Annotated in this window: 15 protein-coding genes; 2 read left to right on the forward strand and 13 right to left on the reverse strand. The window is 71.3% G+C overall.

The features are described from left to right. Positions 1–3: 3 nt before the first annotated feature. The 11 genes from ABZS58_RS37190 to ABZS58_RS37240 all read right to left on the reverse strand — a co-directional run bounded on the left by ABZS58_RS37190 (position 4) and on the right by ABZS58_RS37240 (position 13293). Complete coding sequence (locus ABZS58_RS37190; protein WP_354788063.1) at positions 4–1545, reverse strand: hypothetical protein; 1542 nt, start codon at positions 1543–1545, stop codon at positions 4–6. After that, positions 1542–2186 (reverse strand): hypothetical protein, encoded by a 645-nt coding sequence (locus tag ABZS58_RS37195; protein ID WP_354788065.1) that lies wholly within the window; start codon positions 2184–2186, stop codon positions 1542–1544. The genes ABZS58_RS37190 and ABZS58_RS37195 overlap by 4 nt, the downstream gene beginning before the upstream one ends. After that, complete coding sequence (locus tag ABZS58_RS37200) at positions 2183–3907, reverse strand: putative Ig domain-containing protein (RefSeq protein WP_354788067.1); 1725 nt, start codon at positions 3905–3907, stop codon at positions 2183–2185. The genes ABZS58_RS37195 and ABZS58_RS37200 overlap by 4 nt, the downstream gene beginning before the upstream one ends. An 8-nt stretch (positions 3908–3915) precedes the next feature. Further along, the gene (gene pilO / locus ABZS58_RS37205; protein WP_354788069.1) at positions 3916–4464 is read right to left on the reverse strand and encodes a type 4a pilus biogenesis protein PilO; all 549 of its coding nucleotides are present in this window, start codon (positions 4462–4464) and stop codon (positions 3916–3918) included. Next, the gene (locus ABZS58_RS37210) at positions 4464–6782 is read right to left on the reverse strand and encodes a hypothetical protein (RefSeq protein ID WP_354788070.1); all 2319 of its coding nucleotides are present in this window, start codon (positions 6780–6782) and stop codon (positions 4464–4466) included. Before ABZS58_RS37210 ends, pilO begins: the two co-directional genes overlap by 1 nt. Beyond that, positions 6779–7801, reverse strand: coding sequence for a type IV pilus assembly protein PilM (gene pilM, locus ABZS58_RS37215; protein ID WP_354788072.1), 1023 nt, complete (start codon positions 7799–7801; stop codon positions 6779–6781). Before pilM ends, ABZS58_RS37210 begins: the two co-directional genes overlap by 4 nt. A gap of 21 nt (positions 7802–7822) precedes the next feature. After that, positions 7823–8599 (reverse strand): prepilin peptidase, encoded by a 777-nt coding sequence (locus ABZS58_RS37220; protein WP_354788074.1) that lies wholly within the window; start codon positions 8597–8599, stop codon positions 7823–7825. Between the two features lie 80 nt (positions 8600–8679). Further along, on the reverse strand, positions 8680–9171 hold the full coding sequence (locus tag ABZS58_RS37225; protein ID WP_354788075.1) for a prepilin-type N-terminal cleavage/methylation domain-containing protein: 492 nt from the start codon (positions 9169–9171) through the stop codon (positions 8680–8682). 71 nt (positions 9172–9242) lie between these two features. After that, complete coding sequence (locus ABZS58_RS37230) at positions 9243–10475, reverse strand: type II secretion system F family protein (protein WP_354788076.1); 1233 nt, start codon at positions 10473–10475, stop codon at positions 9243–9245. Positions 10476–10486: 11 nt separating this feature from the next. Beyond that, positions 10487–11575: a type IV pilus twitching motility protein PilT gene (locus ABZS58_RS37235; RefSeq protein WP_354788089.1), complete on the reverse strand. Its 1089-nt coding sequence runs from the start codon at positions 11573–11575 to the stop codon at positions 10487–10489. Positions 11576–11622: 47 nt separating this feature from the next. Then, positions 11623–13293, reverse strand: a complete 1671-nt coding sequence (locus tag ABZS58_RS37240) for an ATPase, T2SS/T4P/T4SS family (RefSeq protein WP_354788078.1) — start codon at positions 13291–13293, stop codon at positions 11623–11625. 189 nt (positions 13294–13482) lie between these two features. Here ABZS58_RS37240 and ABZS58_RS37245 point away from each other — a divergent pair, with 189 nt between their 5' ends. Continuing rightward, on the forward strand, positions 13483–14640 hold the full coding sequence (locus tag ABZS58_RS37245; RefSeq protein ID WP_354788080.1) for a hypothetical protein: 1158 nt from the start codon (positions 13483–13485) through the stop codon (positions 14638–14640). On the opposite strand, the gene ABZS58_RS37250 is transcribed toward ABZS58_RS37245, so the two are convergent. After that, the gene (locus ABZS58_RS37250) at positions 14633–15478 is read right to left on the reverse strand and encodes an NAD(P)-dependent oxidoreductase (RefSeq protein WP_354788081.1); all 846 of its coding nucleotides are present in this window, start codon (positions 15476–15478) and stop codon (positions 14633–14635) included. The two genes, ABZS58_RS37245 and ABZS58_RS37250, sit on opposite strands and share 8 nt — an antisense overlap. 17 nt (positions 15479–15495) lie before the next feature. Further along, positions 15496–16089, reverse strand: a complete 594-nt coding sequence (locus tag ABZS58_RS37255; RefSeq protein ID WP_354788083.1) for a TetR/AcrR family transcriptional regulator — start codon at positions 16087–16089, stop codon at positions 15496–15498. Positions 16090–16193: 104 nt separating this feature from the next. Here ABZS58_RS37255 and ABZS58_RS37260 point away from each other — a divergent pair, with 104 nt between their 5' ends. Continuing rightward, entirely contained in the window at positions 16194–17321 is a 1128-nt protein-coding gene (locus tag ABZS58_RS37260) for an NAD(P)/FAD-dependent oxidoreductase (RefSeq protein ID WP_354788084.1), read from the forward strand. Positions 17322–17651 lie beyond the last annotated feature (330 nt).

Consider the following 17651-nt stretch of genomic DNA (forward strand, 5'->3'; position numbering starts at 1 on the left):
TCGTCACTTCTCCCCGATGTTCTTCAGGGGTGTCGGGTCCTCGATGTTCGCCGGCGCGTTCCACTTCTGCAGTTTCGTGCCGTCGCACACGGCGGTGGTGAGTTTGCTGGCGGTGCTGCTGCCCTTGAAGATGTCGCCGGCGGGCAGCTTCGGGTCGTCGAGGTTCGTCGGGCTCAGGCACCGCCCCCAGGTGTCCCTGATGACGTAGCTCGTCCCGTAGGTGCTCTCCTGATACGACACCTTCCACTCGACGGCGTCCTGGGTCTCCTTGGTGTCCAGGAGCGTCGGGCACGCCTTCATGATCACGAAGTGTGTCGCGCCCTTCGGGTCGTACGTCGTCAGGCAGTAGGTCTTGTTCGTCCTGGTGTTGTCGTACGTGGTGATCCGGCCGTTGACGGTCCCGGTGTCGTTCACGGCGAGCGGCACCGAGAAGCGCTGGTTCCACGCGACGCTGAGCGGGTTCGGCGCCTGCTTGCACGGCCACACGATGAGGAACCCGAGCGTGGTGTCGAAGTTGGTGACGTCGACGCACCGGCCGAACTGCTTGAAGTTGACCAGGAAGTACGGCGCGGACGCGGCACCGGCGCCGACGCTCGGGTCCGGGGTGAACGTGCGGGTGTTGTCGGCCGCGCCGCCGCACGCGATGAGCTCCATGAACGCGCCCTTCGTCGCGCCGGCCTTCGCGTGCAGGCAGAACGAGCCGAGGGCGCCCGCCGCGGACGTGCTCTGGAAGTTGGAGCTGTCGTTGAGGTTCCAGCGCTGGTAGTACGGGACGGTCACGCTCGTCCCGCACACCTGGAACTGCAGCAGCGTGCCGGCGACCGGGGAGGCGCCCGAGTCGATGCACATGCCGAGCGGGTTCGCCGCGGTCTTCGACGACACCAGCTGCAGTGTCAGGTATTTCGTGTACGCGAAGGTCTGCCGCGAACTGCCCGGGTTGCACGGCTGGGTCGTGACGATCGTGCCGACGCCCGGCGAGCCGGAGCCCGCGTCCAGGCAGTACGTGCCGCCGTAGAAGCGGACCAGGCCACCCTCGATGTTCGCGTTGGTGAACCGGAAGACGTAGGTGGCGCTCAGCGTCCGGGTGCCCCCGTCGCGCGGGTTGATCGCCTGCCCGGCGGCGCCCTCGACGGTGCCCATCGACGTGATGACCGCGTACGACGGCACCGACAGCAGGTGCGACACCTTCGTCGCGCACGGCAGCGGCTGGCGCGAGGAGTCCTGGTACTCGACGGTGACCTGGTAGCGGCCGGGCAGCCCGGCGCCGATCGCGCCGATCAGCGGCGTGGCGACCGGGATGCAGATCAGGTTGGCGATGCTGCCCGCCGACGCGCGGATCCCGCCGATCACCATGTCGATGCCGGCCTGGGCGGCGTGCAGCGCCTTCGCCCGCTCGATCGTCGATGCGGTGTTCCGTACCTGCTGGATCACCACGGGCACCATGAGCGTCGACAGCGACGTGCCGACGAGCGTCAGCATCATCGCCAGCGGCAGTGATCCGCGCTCGTCCCCGGAACGTCCCCAGAGCCATCTGAAGAACCTCATGTGCGGGCCTCCGGGCAGACCGTGGCGGGCAGGGTGCCCCTGGTGCTGTTCAGCGCGGTGAAGGTGACGTCGGTCTTCGACTCGGTCTGGCCGGTGCCGGGGTTGGTGGTCACCACCAGGACGATCTGCAGCCGCTGGAAGCCGGTGTCCGACGTCGGCTCCGCCAGCGCGAACGAGCTCTTGCCGGCGTTCACCTCGCTGGCGAGCACGACCCATTTGCCGGTCGGTTTCGTCGTCTGCGGCCACACCTGCCGGCGCAGCACCTTCAGCTTCTTGTTCAGCTCCAGCTGCGCGCACTCCGGTACGCCGCTCACGGTCTCCGTGTTGACGTACTCCACCTGCTTGTTGCCGTTGACGTCGGGATCGCCCGGTTTCGAGAACCCCGCCGCGTAGCGCAGGTTGCGGTCCAGCCGCAGGAACGCCGTGTTGAGCTGCGACTCGGTCACCGCCACCAGCTCGCTGCTGTTGCCGGCCCGGAAGAGCTGCACCACACCGGTGGTGAAGATGGCCATGACCGCGGACATGATGGCGGTCGTGACCGCCATCTCGGCGAGGGTGACGCCGTCGTCGCGGCGCAGCCGGACGAGGGCTCGCTGGGAAGCGAGGGTCACGCCGTCGTCGCGGCGCAGGAACGCGTTCATGTGATCGTCCAGATGAACATGAAGACCGCCTTGCCGCCGTTCTTGTCGGTGACGGTCAGGGTGACGGGGTGGACGCCTGCCGTCGTCGGGGTGCCGGTGACCTTGTTGGTGGTGGTGCTGAACGTCAGGCCGGCCGGCAGGCCGTCCGCCGCCCACGTGTACGGGGTGGTGCCGCCCGACGCGGCCGGGCTCAGCGCGGTGACCGCCGTGCCCTTGGCGTTCGTCAGGTCCGGCTTCGACGAGCCGGCGAACGACGGCGTGGTCACCTGGAGCTGCCCGGCGGGCGTGGCCGGCGTGGTCACGTTGACCGGCACGAGCGTGGAGCCGGACGCGCCGGAGCTGTCGGTCACCGTCAGCGTCACCAGGTAGCGCGACGCGCCGCTCACCGCGCCCGTCACCGCCCCGGAGGGGGACAGTGTCAGCCCGGGCGGCATGTCCTTCGCCGACCACGTGTAGGACCCGGTGCCGCCGTACGCGCTCACCGTGCCGTTGTACAGGGTGCCCTTCGTCAGGGCGATCGGCGTCGTCGCGTTCGGGAACTGCACCGCGACCTTCGTGTTCCACGTGAACGTCGCCGAGTGCGTCTTCAGGTTCTTGTCGGTCACCTTCACGGTCACCGTCGCCTTCGACGTCGCGCCGGTCGCCGTCGTCGTGCCGGTGACGAGGCCGGTCGTCGCGTTGATCGACAGACCCGACGGCAGGCCGGTCGCCGTCCACGCGTACGGGCCGATGCCGCCGGTCAGCGGCACCTGGTAGCTCACGGCGGAGCCCGCGTCCCAGGTCTGCGTGACCGGCGCCACGACCGGTAGCGCGGCCACCGTCCAGTTGAACGACGCGTCGTTGGTCGACACGGCGTCGTTGACGACGACCCGCACCACGTAGGTCCCGGCGGTCGTCGGCGTGCCGTTGATGACGCCGGCGGGGGTGATCGTCACGCCGGGCGGCAGGTTCTCCGCCGACCAGGTCAGCGGCGGGTACGCGGTCGTCGCGGTCAGGGTGATGGGCGCCGGCATCGGCACCGAGACCTCGTCGACGGTCTGGTTGCCCGGGTTGTCCGGCAGCGGCGGGATCACGGTGACACTCGGGTTGAAGACCGGGTCCGTCGGCGCCGCGCTGACCAGTGTCTGCGTCAGGTACGAGCAGACCCCGCCGGTCTTCGGGCAGGCCCGGTCGTTGTGCCAGGTGACGGCGACGACCACCCGGTAGAAGTTGAGCAGGGTGCCGGGCAGCGACAGCAGCCCGCACACGTCCCCGCCGAGCTGCATCTGGCACGACCCGACGAAGTAGTACCGGTCGAAGTCCGTGCTGTTGAACTCGACGCCCTGCGGCACGATCGGCAGCGCCGGTCTGGCGAGACTGTCGGCCAGCGGGCCGAGCTTCGAGTCCGCGGCCGGCAGCATCGTGGTCAGCAGCCCCGTCACGTTCGTCAGGACGCTGCCGACGAGGCCGGGGATCTCCCCGGCCTTGAACTTGCGCAGCTGCTCGGTCGCGTCCTTGATGCTGCGGCCGGACACGACGGCCGAACCCGGCAGCGACTTGGCCAGGTCGATGCCGTCGTGCGCGATCCGCACCGCGCTCTGCAGGCCGCGCTGCTTGTTGAGCGTCGTGGTCGTGCCGACGAAGAACGTGGTCAGCGCCGTCATGACCACGCCGATGATCGCGATCGACGTGAGCGTCTCGACCAGGCTGAACCCGGCGTCGGCGGGGGGAGTCCGCTGCATGGCGCCGGCTACTGCTGTTCCGCGAAGAACGCCCGGACGGTCAGCGTCAGGTTCACCTTGTCGCCGGTGGCGGCGGCCACGTTCACGTTCTCGACGAGCAGGGCGCGCGGCTGCGTCCGCTGCAGCTGGTCGAGGAACGGGTTGACCTTCGCGCTCGGGCCGGACGCCGTCAGGCTCACCGGCACGGCGTGCACCGGCAGCGGGCCGCTGGCCTTGACCTCGACCGCGGAGCCGACGCTGATCCCGCTGACCGTGATCCCGGTCAGATCGCCCGCGTTCTGCACCTCGCGCAGCAGCTCCGCCACCGAGTCGGTCTCCGGCAGCGCGGCGAGCCGAGCCTTGAGCTCCGTCTGGTACTCCGCGATGCGCTGGTTCTGCGCCTCGAGGTTCGCGATGTTCCGGCGTTCGCGGTCGACCTCGGCCGCCGTGTCGTCGCCGAGCACCCCCAGGTCGTTCGCCTCCTGGTACTTGGGGTACACGCCGAGGTAGAAGCCGGCCGCGAGCAGCACGATCACGGCGACCACACCACCCAGGAACCACAGTCGTTCCGGTCGCATCACTTACCTCCCGACGCGCTCGGGGTCGCTGTCGGCGCGGTGAAGCGGCCGCCGAGCGACGCCTTGGTGACGTCGACCTTGATGGTGAAGTTCAGCCCGTCGTCGCTCTCGGTCGCGTCCGTCGGGAACGGGTTGGCGAAGCCGACGACCCCGCCGAGGGTGTCGACGTAGGCCGCGATGTCCTTCTTCGTCGGCGCCGTGCCGGTCAGCGTGACCAGGCCGACGAGGTCGCTGCCGGCGTCCGCCTGCGTGTCCTGCCTCAGCGCGCCGGTCACGCTCTTGACCTTGACGCCCTTCGGCGCCGCCTTCTGCAGCGAGGCCAGCAGCGTCGACCACGACAGGTCCTCGGCCAGCACGATCCGCAGCTGGTCGTCGACGTTCTTGATCTGCCGCTGGGTGTCCTGCAGGGAGTCGTACTTCTTCTTGGCGCGGTCCAGGGCGGTCTTGTCGTCGCGGATGCTCTGCAGCCGGTCCTGGGCCTGGCCGACCTTGCCGTCGGCGACGACGTACCAGCCGAGCATCAGCGCCATGAACGCGGCCACCCCGGCGATCACGAGCCGCCGCACCATCCGCAGCCGCCGCAGGTCGATGATCTCCAGGGGCAGCAGGTCGGCGGCGATCGGCAGGATCCGCATGGTCCGGGCGGTCGCGTCCGGGAACGCGGGATGCGGCGCACCGTCCCGGTCCTTCTTCGCCGGTACGGCCTGGGCCGGCCCGTCCTGCCCCGCGGCGCCCTGCGGCGCGCCCTGCTGGGCCGCGTGGACGGCGGCGGGCACAGCGGGCTGGACCGCGGTCCGGGCGTCGGCCGGCGCGCCGCCGGCCTGCACCGGCTGCACGGCGGCCTGCAGCGCCGCAGGCATGCCGGCGGAACCGGTCGGACCGGTCTGGCCGGTCTGGCCTGTCGAGCCGGTCTGGCTGGTTGGGCCGGTCTGGCTGGTCGGGCCTGCTGGGCCGGTCTGGCTGGGCCGGCCGGTCTGGCTGGTCGTGGGCGCGGCGGTGGGCATGGTGGCCGGCTGCATGCCATGGCCGGTGGGCGGGATCGACGGCGGCGCCGGTCGCGGTGGCGGTGGCACGCTGGCCTCCGGCACCCCGGGCGGCGGTGTCGTCGGTCGCGGGGGAGCCGTCCTCGCCGCGCCGGCCGCCTGCGCCGTCGCCGCCGGTGGCATCGCGGATGGCGGCACCGTGGCGGGCGGCATGGTCCGGGCGGTCGCGGCGGGTTTCTGCGCGGCGGGGCCCTGCTCCGCCGGGGCCGGTCGCGGCCTGGCGGGCGCGGTGAACTGCACCCCGGGCAGCGACACGGCAGCCGCGGGGGCGTCCGGCTCGTCCGGCAGCGCGGGGGGAGGCGGCGGCGCGTGCGGGACTGGCGGGGGCCCCGCGAAGCGGTCGGCGGCCGGCGGGGACGAGGCCGGCCGCGGTTGCGCGGTCGGCTGCGGTGCCCACGTCGAGCTGCCGAGCGCGTCCGTGGGTGGCGTCGCGTACCCGGCCCGGCTGTCCGCAGGTTGCGTCCACGCCCCGGTCTGCGCCGCCGGCGCATCCTGCGTCCATGTCCCGCTGGGCTGCGGCGCCGGCGTGTCGGTGAGCCGGGTCCATCCACCTTCGGGGGTCGCCTGGGCTTCCGGGTCCTGTGCCCATGTCCCGCTGGACTGCACCGCCAGGGTTTCGGCGGCCCGGGTCCACGCGTCGGGCTGCTGCGTGCCGGTGTTGATCGGCTGTGTCCGGGCGTCGGGCTGGGTCGCGGGTTCGGCGGTGCCGGGCAGGACGAGCTCGCCGGCGATGTACCGCGGGAACTCCCGCCTCGGCGCGGCCGTCTCCGCCTTCGCCGCCTGCGACACGAGCGGCTGCGACGCCGGGTCGGGGTCGGCGGTGAGCGCCGGCAGTTCGACGCGGGCACCCGGGCTCTCCGCGGTGGGGTCGGCCGGGGGCCACGACGGCGGCGGACCTGACGGCACGACCGGCACGAGGCGCTCCTCGGCGGCCGGGGGCGTCCAGCCGGCGTCGAGCGGGTCGGTCAGCGGATCGACGGCCCGCCCGCCCCACGGGTCACCGGACGAAGCCGCGCTCTGATGGCCGCCCCACTGCGAGCCGGACGCGGCCGTCGGCTGGTATCCGCCGCGCTGCTCGTCGAACGCGGCCGGCTGGTGCCCGCCCCGCTGGTCGCCGGGCGGAGCGGCCGGCTGGTATCCGCCCCGGGCCGGGCCGGAGCCACCCGGGTCGCCGGAGTCGCGGGGGGAGTCGTCGGGGTCGTCGTCGCCCCAGGAGGGCAGGACGATGCCGGTGAGCTTGCGTTCCGGCTCCTCCTCCCACCAGGTGCCGCTCACCGCGCGCCCGCCAGGGTCAGGCCGACCGAGACGGCGGCCGAGGCGCGGACCTGCTCGAGGCTGCCGTGCCGGACCCGGCGCAGGCCGCGCACCCGCATGACGGGGTCGACGGCGATCACCTCCACGTGCAGCTGGGCGTGCAGGGCCTCCAGGAGGCCGGGCAGCATCGAGCCGCCCCCGGACAGGGCGAGCCGGCTGACCCGGGCCTGCCGGCCGCCGGCGGTGAGGTACGCGAACGAGCTGCCGATCTCGTTGATGAGCGGCCGGACCGCGTCCTTGAGCGCCGAGGCGGTCTGGCCGTCGGTGTCGGTGCGCAGGCCGATGCGGCACTTGAGCTCCTCGGCCTGCTCGACGGGCAGGTCGAGCCGGTCGGCGACGGTCTTGGTGATCTCGTTGCCGCCGCGGGGGATGGTGCGCACGATGAGGGGCTCGCCGTCGTGGTGCACGATGACGCTGGTCGCGTGGGCGCCGATGTCGACGAGGGCCTCGACGTTCTCGTCGAGGCGGGACGCGGCGCGCAGCAGTGCGAAGGCGGACAGGTCGACGCGGACCACGTGCAGCTTCGCCGCCTCGATGGCCTTGATCGCGGCGAGGACGGGCTCCTTGGGCGCGGCGACGAGCAGCCCGCGCACCGTGTCGCCCTCCGGTTCGGTCAGGGGGTAGAAGTCGATGAGGGACTTCTCCGGTGCGAGGGGCAGCGCGTCGCGGACCTGGAAGGGCAGCGCCTGGCGCATCTCCTTCTCCGGCAGGTTGGCGACCGTGGTCTCGCGCACGACGATCTGCTGGTGGGTCACGCCGAGCGCGACCTTGCGGCTGCGGAACTTGAAGGTGGACCACAGCTGCTTGAGCGCGCCGGTGACCGCCCGCTCGTCCTGCACAGCGCCGTTCTGCACAGCGCCGGGCGGCAGCAGGATGTGGCCGAAGTTGCTGATCACCGGCCCGTCCTTGCTGTTGCTGGTCTCCGCCGCGCGGATGGACGTCGTGCCGATGTCCAGTCCGATCAGGTTGACGGCAGCCATCGTGCTCCTTAGATAAGACCGTCAGGCGGGCAGGAGGATGGAGGTGTACCAGTCGGCGATCGGCGCGGCCGCGAACAGCGCGACCATCGCACCGGCGAGCATCGACGGGCCGAAGGGCAGTGCGGTCTTCCGGCCGGCCCTGCCGCCGGCCATCAGGACGACCCCGGCGATCCCGCCGAGGAGGAACGCCGCGAGCGTGCCGACGGCGAGCGGCGCCCAGCCGAGCCAGCCGAGGTAGAGGCCAAGGACGCCGGCGAGCTTGACGTCGCCGAAGCCCATGCCGCCCGGGTACACCAGGGACAGCAGCAGATAGAAGCCGAACAGCACGGCCATCCCGGTCAGCCCGCGCAGGCCCGCGGACCAGTCCCGCTGCAGGATCACGGCGGGCAGGAACAGCGCCGGCACCACCAGGTAGGACGGCAGGACGATCGCGTTGGGCAGGCGCAGCACGTCGAGGTCGATCAGGGCCAGGGCGACCGCGATCGCGGCGAGGTACAGCCAGGCGGGCAGCGTCGCCGACCAGCCGAAGCGGGCGGCGACGGCGACGAACAGCGCGGCCGTGCCGAGCTCCACCAGGGGGTAGCGGACGCTGATCGGTGCCTTGCAGTCCGCACAGCGGCCGCGCAGCAGCAGCCAGCCGAGGACGGGGACGTTGTGCCACGGCCGGACCGGCTGTGTGCACTGTGGACAGTGCGAGGCCGGCCGCAGGAGCGACGCACCGCGGGGGACGCGGTGGATGACGACGTTGAGGAACGACCCGATCGCCAGGCCGAGCACGCCGACGAGCGCGAACAGCATCAGCGTGCTCCTTTCATGCGTCGGAGTCGGGTGTGGCGGCCCGCTGGACCACGGGCCGCCACAGCGTCGACAGGGACCGGTCAGGACGGCGCAGCGGCACCGATGCAGTCGCCGAGGGTCGTGTCGGAGGTCTTCTTGACGGAGCCGCCCACGGCGCTCTCGTACTTGTAGACCGCCTTGCCGTCCTCGTTCATACCGCAGATCCGGTACGTGCCGGTGGTGAGCTGCTTGTAGACCAGCGTGTTCCCGGGCGAGAGGGTCGCGACCTGCTGGCCGTCGGTGGCGGCGCCGAGCTTGAAGGTGACCTTGATCCCCGCGGCGCCGGCGGTGATGACGTCGTCCGGGTACTTGTTGCCGTTCTCGGTGTAGAACTGCTCGACCGCGCTGACGGCGGCGCGGACGTCGGACTCGGCGGACTTGTTCGCCGCGCCCTTACGGTAGTTCAGGTACATCGGCACGGCGATTGCCACAAGAACGCCGATGATCACGACGACAACCAGGAGTTCGACGAGCGTGAATCCGCCCTCTCCGGCGGCACGCTTCTTCTGCATCCTGCGCAGCGTTTCCTGCATGGTTGAGCCTCCTGCTCCTGCACGGGTGTGGTGGTTGGCGGCGAGGCTCCGCTGCCTTGCGCCGGTCATGTTCAGTTGCTCTGGATGTTCTGGTAGATCGAGAACATCGGCAGATAGAGGCAGATGATCATTCCGCCGACCACGCCACCCATGACGAGCACCATGATCGGTTCGATGGACGCGGTGAGTGCGTCGGCCGCGCTATCAACCTCTCGGTCGTAGAAATCGGCAACCTTCTCCAGCATCTGACTGATTTGGCCGCTCTCTTCGCCGACCTCGACCATTTGCACGACCATCGATGGGAAGATCTTGTGCGAGCCGAGCTGCGAGGACATCGGCCGGCCCTCGCGCACGGCGTTCTGCAGGTCGGCCATGGCCGTGCTGATGACGGCGTTGCCCGTGGTGGCACCGACGACGTCGAGCGCCTGGAGCACCGGCACGCCGACGCCGAGCAGCGTGCCGAGGTTGCGCGAGAAGCGGCTCAGCGCGATCTTCGTGAACAGAGGCCCGAAGACCGGCAGTCTCAGCTTCACCTTGTCGATCCGCAGGCGCACCGCGGGGTTCGCGGCGGCCGCCTTGCGCAGCGAGACCGTGATCGTGACGCCGGCGATGATGACGAGCGGCCCCAGCCAGTACAACGTGTGACTGGCGCTGACGATGATCTGCGTCGGCAAGGGCAGCTCGCCGCCGAGCTGTTTGAACATCTTCTCGAAGATCGGCACGATGAAGATGAGCACCGCACTGATCATCACGACGGTGAAGACGAGCACGATCACCGGATACGTGAGCGCGCTCTTGATCTTCCCGCGCAGGTGCGCGTCCTTCTCGAAGTTCGTCGCGATGCGGTCCAGTGCGCTGTCGAGGAAACCGCCGGTCTCGCCGGCCCGGATCATCGCCACCATCAGCGCCGGGAACACCTTCGGGTGTTTGCCGAGCGCCCCGGACAGCGACGTGCCGCCCTCGATGTCGAGCCGGACGTCACCGACCGCCTTCTTCAGCGACGCCTTCTGCGCCTGCTCCTCCAGCACCGCCAGGGAGCGCAGCAGCGACATGCCGGACTGCGTCATCGTCGCGAACTGCCGGGAGAACACCGACAGGTCCTTGAGCGTGGTCCGGTCGCCGAAGCCGGGGAGGCTGATGTCCCGCTTCATCAGCGAGTCCGCGCTGGTGATGGCGAGCGGCGTCAGGCCCTGCTGGCGCAGCAGCTGGGCGGCGGCGAGCTCGTTGGAGGCCTCGATCCTGCCCTTGCCGCGCTTCCCGTCGTGGTCGATCGACTGGTACTCGTACGTCTTGGTGGCACTCATGCGCGCTCACATCACATCCGGCCGGCGAGTCGGCGGAACTCCTCCGCCGAGTGACACATCTCCAGCGCCGTCTCGTAGGTGACCAGCTGCTGGCGGACCCGCTCGGCCAGGTGCTGGTCGAACGAGAGCATCCCCTCGTTGCCGCTGGACTGCATGAACGACGAGATCTGGTGGTTCTTGCCCTCACGGATCAGGTTCCGGATCGCCGGCGTGGCGAACATGATCTCCGTGACGATCGTGCGGCCCTGACCGTCGGCGCGTGGCGCCAGGGCCTGGGTGACGACGCCCTGCAGCGCGTTGGACATCTGCGCGCGGACCTGCTGCTGCTGGTGCGGCGGGAAGATGTCGATGACCCGGTCGACGGTCTGCGCGGCGCTGGACGTGTGCAGGGTCGCCAGGACCAGGTGGCCGGTCTCGGCCGCGGTCAGCGCCGTCGACGTCGTCTCCAGGTCGCGCAGCTCGCCGACGAGGACGATGTCGGGGTCCTGACGCAGCGCGTGCTTCAGCGCCATCGAGAACGACGTGGTGTCCGCGCCGACCTCGCGCTGGTTCACCAGGCAGCGTTTGTGCTCGTGCAGGAACTCGATCGGGTCCTCGATCGTCATGATGTGCGAGGAGCGGGTCCGGTTCGCCAGGTCCAGGATCGCGGCGAGGGTCGTCGTCTTGCCCGAGCCGGTCGGCCCGGTGACGAGGACCAGGCCGCGGTGCAGGTGGGCGAAGCGGGCCACCTGCTCCGGCACGCCGAGCTGGTCGAGGGGCTTGATGGTGTGCGGGATCGCCCGGAACGCGGCGCCGAACGAGCCGCGCTGCGCGTACAGGTTGACCCGGAAGCGCGACACGCCCTCGATCGCGTAGGCGAAGTCGAGCTCCTGGATCTGCTCGAAGTGCTTCCACTGGCCCTCGTTGAGCACCGCGGCGCGGACCAGCATCTCCGTGTCGCCGGGCGTGAGGTCGTCGTACCCGGGCAGATACCGCAGCCCGCCGTTGATCCGCACCGTCGGCGGCGCCCCGACGGTCAGGTGCAGGTCGGAGCCGCCGACGCGGACGAGCGACACCAGCATCGCGTCGAGCGAGGCGCGCTCGTCGCTGGTCACCATCATGGTCTCCACACGCGGCCCATCGGCAGCCTTCCCGGCGTCCTGAGGGATTACACGGCGACCCGGACCACCTCGGGGATCGAGGTCTGCCCCTCGGCGGCCTTCGCCAGGCCGTCCAGGCGCAGGTCGATGAGGCCCTCGGTGCGGGCGACGGCCTGGATCTCGTGCGCGGAGGCCCGGTCGATGGCCAGCTTCTCGATCTCGGCGGAGACCGGCATGACCTCGTGCAGCGCGATCCGGCCCCGGTAGCCGGTGTTGGCGCACGAGCGGCACCCGACCGGACGCCACAGATGCTTCGGGGCGCCGAGGATGTCGTACGGCCAGCGCGCCCCCACGAGCTCCGCCTCGCCCGGCTCGTACTCGGTGCGGCACCAGTCGCACAGCCGGCGGGCGAGCCGCTGCGCGAGCACGCAGTCCACCGACGAGCCGACCAGGAACGGCTCGATGCCCATCTCGACGAGCCGGGTGACCGCGCTCGGCGCGTCGTTGGTGTGCAGGGTCGACAGCACCAGGTGACCGGTGAGCGCCGCCTCGACCGCCAGTTGCGCGGTCGTGCGGTCCCGGACCTCGCCGATGAGCACCACGTCGGGGTCGGAGCGCAGGATCGCCGGCAGCACCGCCGCGAACGTCAGGCCCGCCTTGTGGTCCACCTGCACCTGGTTGACGCCGGGCAGCCGGTACTCGACGGGGTCCTCGACGGTGATGATGTTGACCGTCGGCTTGCTGATCTCGGCGAGCGTCGCGTACAGCGTCGTCGACTTGCCCGAGCCGGTCGGGCCGGTCACCAGCAGCATGCCGTGCGGCTTGCTGTAGGAGGCGGCGAAGCGTTCCGCGTTGGCCTTGCTGAAGCCGAGCTTCGCCAGCTTCAGGTCCATCCCGCTGGTGTCCAGGACCCGCAGCACGATCTTCTCGCCCCACACCGTCGGCAGCGTCGCGGTGCGCAGGTCGACCGCCCGCTGGTTGATCTCCACCGTGATGCGGCCGTTCTGCGGGACGCGCCGCTCGGTGATGTCGACGTTCGACATGATCTTCAGCCGGGAGATGAGCGCCGACTGGACGTGTTTCGGCACGGTGTCGACCTCGTGCAGGACGCCGTCGATGCGGTACCGCACCCGCATGCTGTGCTCGCCCGGCTCCAGGTGCAGGTCGGACGCGCGGTTCACGATCGCCTGCTCGATGAGCGAGTTGACGTACCGGACGATCGGCGCGTCCTCGTTGAGCGTCGTCAGCGCCGAGGCGCTCGGCGCCGCCTCCGCCCGCAGGCTCTCGGCGACCTCGCCGAGGTCGTTCTCCTCGCGCTTCAGCCGGTCGATGATCTTGCGTAGCTCGGAGCGGGCCACCACGACCGGCCGGACCGTCAGCCCGGTCGCGGCGCGCACGTCATCCAGCGCCAGGACGTCACCCGGGTCGGTGATGCCGACGGTGATCTCGTGCTCGTTGAGGGCGATGCCGAGCACCCGGTGCTTCAGCACGAGGGCCATCGGGATCTTGGTGACCGCCGTGGGGTCGATCGGGTACCCGACCAGGTCCAGCGTCTGGATCCCGTACGCGTCCGCGGACGCCTCGGTCAGCTGATCCTCGGTGACGACGTGGTCGTTGATGAGCACGGCCCGGATCGACCGCCCGGTGCGCTCGGCCTCTTCCGCCGCCCGGTCGACCGCCTGCGGATCCGCCCCACGTTCCTTCAGCGCGTCCAGCAGCGGACTGAACGTCTGGTACATCTCACCCCCGAGTCCTCAACCGCATCATCGGCACCGGTGGGGGTGACTTTCGGGAATCACCCCCACCGGATGGACGGTGCTCGTTGACGTGCCGCGCCGCCGTCGTGAGGATGCTTCGCTGTGTCGGTTGCCGTCGTCGAAGATCCGTTGCCCGGCAAAATCAGTGTGTGGCGCGCCAGATGGGTCCTGATGCGCTACGGCCGTCCGCCAGGACCCCCACCGGAGGGAGTCGCCGCGACCGGGCAGCTGCTCGCCCTGGTCACCGAGGTCGCGGCGAGAGTCGGGGTGGCCGCCCCGGACGCCGTCCAGCTCACCGGTCACGGCGTGGTCCGCGCCTGGGCCAGCCGCCGCCGGCGGGTCCTGTTCGTCGGGCTGCCGCTGCTGTACTGCCTGACCGTCGATGAGATCCGGGCCCTGGTCGCGCACGAGCTCGCGGTCGTCGACCACCGCCGGGCGCATCTCGTCGCCCGTCTGCGCGACCTCTACGAGGAGGCGGCCGACCCGTCCCGCGTCGAGCTGCCCCCGCGGGCGGCGGCCGTGCTGCGCGCCACCCGCGACTTCGCCACCGCCCTGGAGCGCAAGGCCGACCAGGCCGCCAGCAGCGCCTCCGGGCTGCACACCGCCGCCCGCGCGGTGGTCAAGGCCGACCTGGCCGAGTTCGAGTTCGCCGACCTCGCCTTCGACCTGGAGGAGCAGGTGTGGCAGCACGCCGCCGCCGCGATCCAGGACGTCCACGACGGCTGGCGGGCCGCGGTCCGGGCCGGGGCGGTCATCGCGTCCGTCGACGACGACACCCGGACGACGCTGATGAACCGCCATCCGAACCTCGCCGGCGCGATCGCCCCGCTGACCGCCGCGCACCTCGCGCTGCGGGCCGCGGGCCTGGTGCCGGTCGACCCCCTCCCGGCCGCGGACGAGCGGGCCCTGGCCCGGCACGTCCTGCGCCGCTCACCCGCGGAATGGACGACGTTCGCCGCGGTGCCCGCGACGGCCTGGCCCGGCTGGGTCGTCCGGCAGGCCCGCGTGGTGCACGACCAGGTCGCCACCCTGCTGGGCCGCGAGCCGGCCGGCCCGGCGGAGGTCGTCGAGGTGCTGCTGACCCGCCTCGACGAGCTGGTCGCGGCGAACTGGCCGGCCCAGCCCGAACCCCCGACCGAGCCCGAGGACCTCGACGCCACCCCGTCGGTGATGGTGGTGATGGAGGCGGCGCTCACCTCCCGCGGCTGGCGCCGGGTCCACCCGGCCACGCCCGGCGTGCTGGTCTCGGAGTCGGGGGCCGAGTGCAACCTGCACGACCTGGCCGTCTCCGGGACCGCGCTGCCGGACCTGACGGCGCTGCTCAGGTGAGCTCGGTCCGCCAGGAGTGCCGCGGGTCGTAGCCGAGGACCTCGCGGGCCCGGTCGATGCCGAGCAGCGTCTCGAACTCGCCGAGCTCGCGGGTCAGCGGCACGTCCGGGAACACCTCGCGCATCAGGTCCGCCGACGGCCGGTCCATGATCGTGTCGGCGGCGGCGATCACGTACGAGCTCGCGCCCTCGACCGGCGCGTCCAGGGCGAGCCGGCAGGCGGCGGCGACATCGCGGACGTCGACGTACCCCCACAGGTTCCACTTGCGCAGGTGCGGGTCGGACCAGTACGACGGGACCACGGCGTACTCGTCGGGGGTGTGCACGTTGGACAGGCGCAGGCCGACGAACGGGATGCCGCTCCACGCGGAGATCTCCCGGGCGAGGGTCTCGCCGACGACCTTCGACAGCGCGTAGGTCGTCGTCGGGTGGGGGTAGTGCTCCTCGTCGACCGGCGCGTAGCGCGGGGGCGTGTCGAAGGGCAGGCCGAGCGTCGTCTCGCTGGAGGACCACACGACCCGGCCGACGCCGGCGTTCTGCGCGGCGTGGAACACGTTGAAGTTCATCGTCGAGTTGCGGTTGAACGTGACCGCGGGCGGATACATGCCCGGCGCCGGGATGTTGGCCAGGTGCACGACGGCGTCGGCGTCCTGCACCACCTCGACCGCCTGGCCGTAATGGGTCAGGTCGGCGACCACCATCGGGGTGCCGAGCTCGCTGAGATGCCCGGCTCTGCCCACGGCGTCGGTGGCGACGACGTGGTGCCCGTGGGCGAGCAGGTCGGCGACGACCGCCCGTCCGGTCTTGCCGTGTGCTCCGGTGACGACGATCCGTGCCATCCCACAGTTCTACAGCGTCAGCCCCGCAGGCCGCGCAGCAGGAGTCCGGTCAGGGTGTCGATCGCCTCGTCGTCGGACAGCCGCGGCTCGGGCGCGGTGAGGTGCGCGTAGGCGAACATGGCCAGCATCGCGCCCATCGCGTCGGCGACGACCGCGGGCCGGCCCGGCAGCGGGTGCCCGCGGGCCTCCAGGAGCTCCAGGTGCTGCCGGAGCATGCCGGTGTCCTCGGCGAGCCGGGTGCGGGCCAGACCACTGAACGGGGCCTCCAGCATCGAGGACTGGAAGAGCGCGACCATCACCGGCAGGTGGGTCCTGAACGTGTGCCAGGCGGCGGCGACGTGGAAGCGCAGCTGCGCCTCGTCGGACAGGTCGTGGTCGGGGCCGTGGTCCGGCAGCGCCCCGTCGGCGGTGTCCTGCATGTCCGCCAGGAGCGCCTGGAGCAGCTCCTCCTTGCCGGCGAAGTGGTCGTAGAACGACCCGACCGCGCGGCCGGCCTCGGCCGTGATGTCGCTGATCTTCGTGTTCAGGTAGCCGCGGGTGGCGAAGAGCCTGCGGGCCGCGTCCTTGAGGGCCACGGACGTCTGGGCCGCCTTCTCCTTGCGCGTTCCCATCGCGATCACAACCTTGTCACGCCGCGGCACTTGACGCCCGACCGTAGCAGCCCGTAAAACTGAATCGTAGTTCACCGAATATGAATTCAGTCAGGAGGTGCGGCATGGAAGCCATGGTCATCGGGGGTGGGGTCGCGGGGCCGGTCGCGGCGATCGCACTGCGCCGGATCGGTTGGGGCGTCACGGTGTGCGAGGCGTACGCGGATCCGGCCGGGGACGTCGGGTCGTTCGTCAGCCTGGGCGACAACGGGCTGCGCGCGCTGCACGCGATCGGCTGCCGGGACGCGGTCGCCGCCCGCGGGACCGCGCTGCCGCTGCTGCGGCTGCGCAGCGGGCGGGGGAAGCTGCTCGGCGAGGCGGCCCGCGGCCGGGTCACGCTCATGCGCGGCCACCTCGTCGAGACGCTGCGCGACCTGGCCCTGGCGGCCGGCGCGCGGATCGTCACCGGGCGGCGGCTGACGGGCGCGGACGCACGGACGGCCGCGTTCGCCGACGGGAGCACCGCGACCGCCGACCTGATCGTCGGCGCCGACGGCATCCACTCGCGGCTGCGGGCGGTCATCGACCCGGCCGCGCCCGTCGCGCGGTTCGCGGGGCTGTGGACCGTCGGCGGCCTGTCGGCGCGGCCCGTCGAGCCGGGCGCGTTCGGCATCATGTTCGGCGCGAGGGCCACGATGGTGTCGGCGCCGACCGCCGCCGGCACCCTGTGGGCGGCCCAGGTCCCCGCGGCCCGGCCGCCCGCGGGTCCCGTCGACCGGGATGCGGTCGCGGCGCTGTTCGACGGTGACCGGGGACCCGCTGCCGCGCTCGTCAGGAGCACGCAACAGTGGCATCCGCGCACCGTGATGCAGGCGATGCCGGGTGGCGTGCCACGCTGGCACCGCGACGGGATGGTCGTGCTCGGCGACGCGGCCCATCCGATGGGCGCCGGCCAGGGCGCGAACCTCGCTGTCGAGGACGCGGTCGTCCTGGCCCGGTGCCTGCGGGACGCGCCTGCCGTGGACGCGGCGCTCGTCCGCTACGAGGCGCTGCGCCGTCCCCGGACCGGCAAGATGCTCGAGGTGGCCGGCGCGAACCGCGACGCGAAGGTCGCCGGCCCGCTCGCCGCCCGGATGCGGGACGCGATGATGCCGTTCTTCTTCCAGCGGTTCGCCGAGAAGAGCGGCGCGTGGATGTACGACTACGACGTCGAGTGGACCACCGCGACCACCCCCGCTCCGGCGTCCACCTGACAGTGGCCGGGATGCGGGTTTCGCGGAGCGGCGCGGCTCGTGGATGTGTGTCCCACGACGCCCCACGTGGGATGTCGTGAGTGCGTCGGCGTGACGGTGTGCGAGTGGCGTCGTCCCCACCCCCACACCGAATTCCCCATGTGGCCGAAGATCGCCGTCTGAATCGTGGTACTCCCCGGTCTATACATCGACACTGGCCTATTTCTCATGATCCGGAAGACTTTGTGTCGCCATAGCTTGACGTTTAACCTCTGCCTTCGTGGCCAGTGAGGATTCTTGATCACCGATGTGGTGATCGCTGGACATGGATACGGCCTTGGCGTGATCATG

The organism is Dactylosporangium sp. NPDC005555 (assembly GCF_040605635.1).
Taxonomy (GTDB): Bacteria; Actinomycetota; Actinomycetes; order Mycobacteriales; family Micromonosporaceae; genus Dactylosporangium.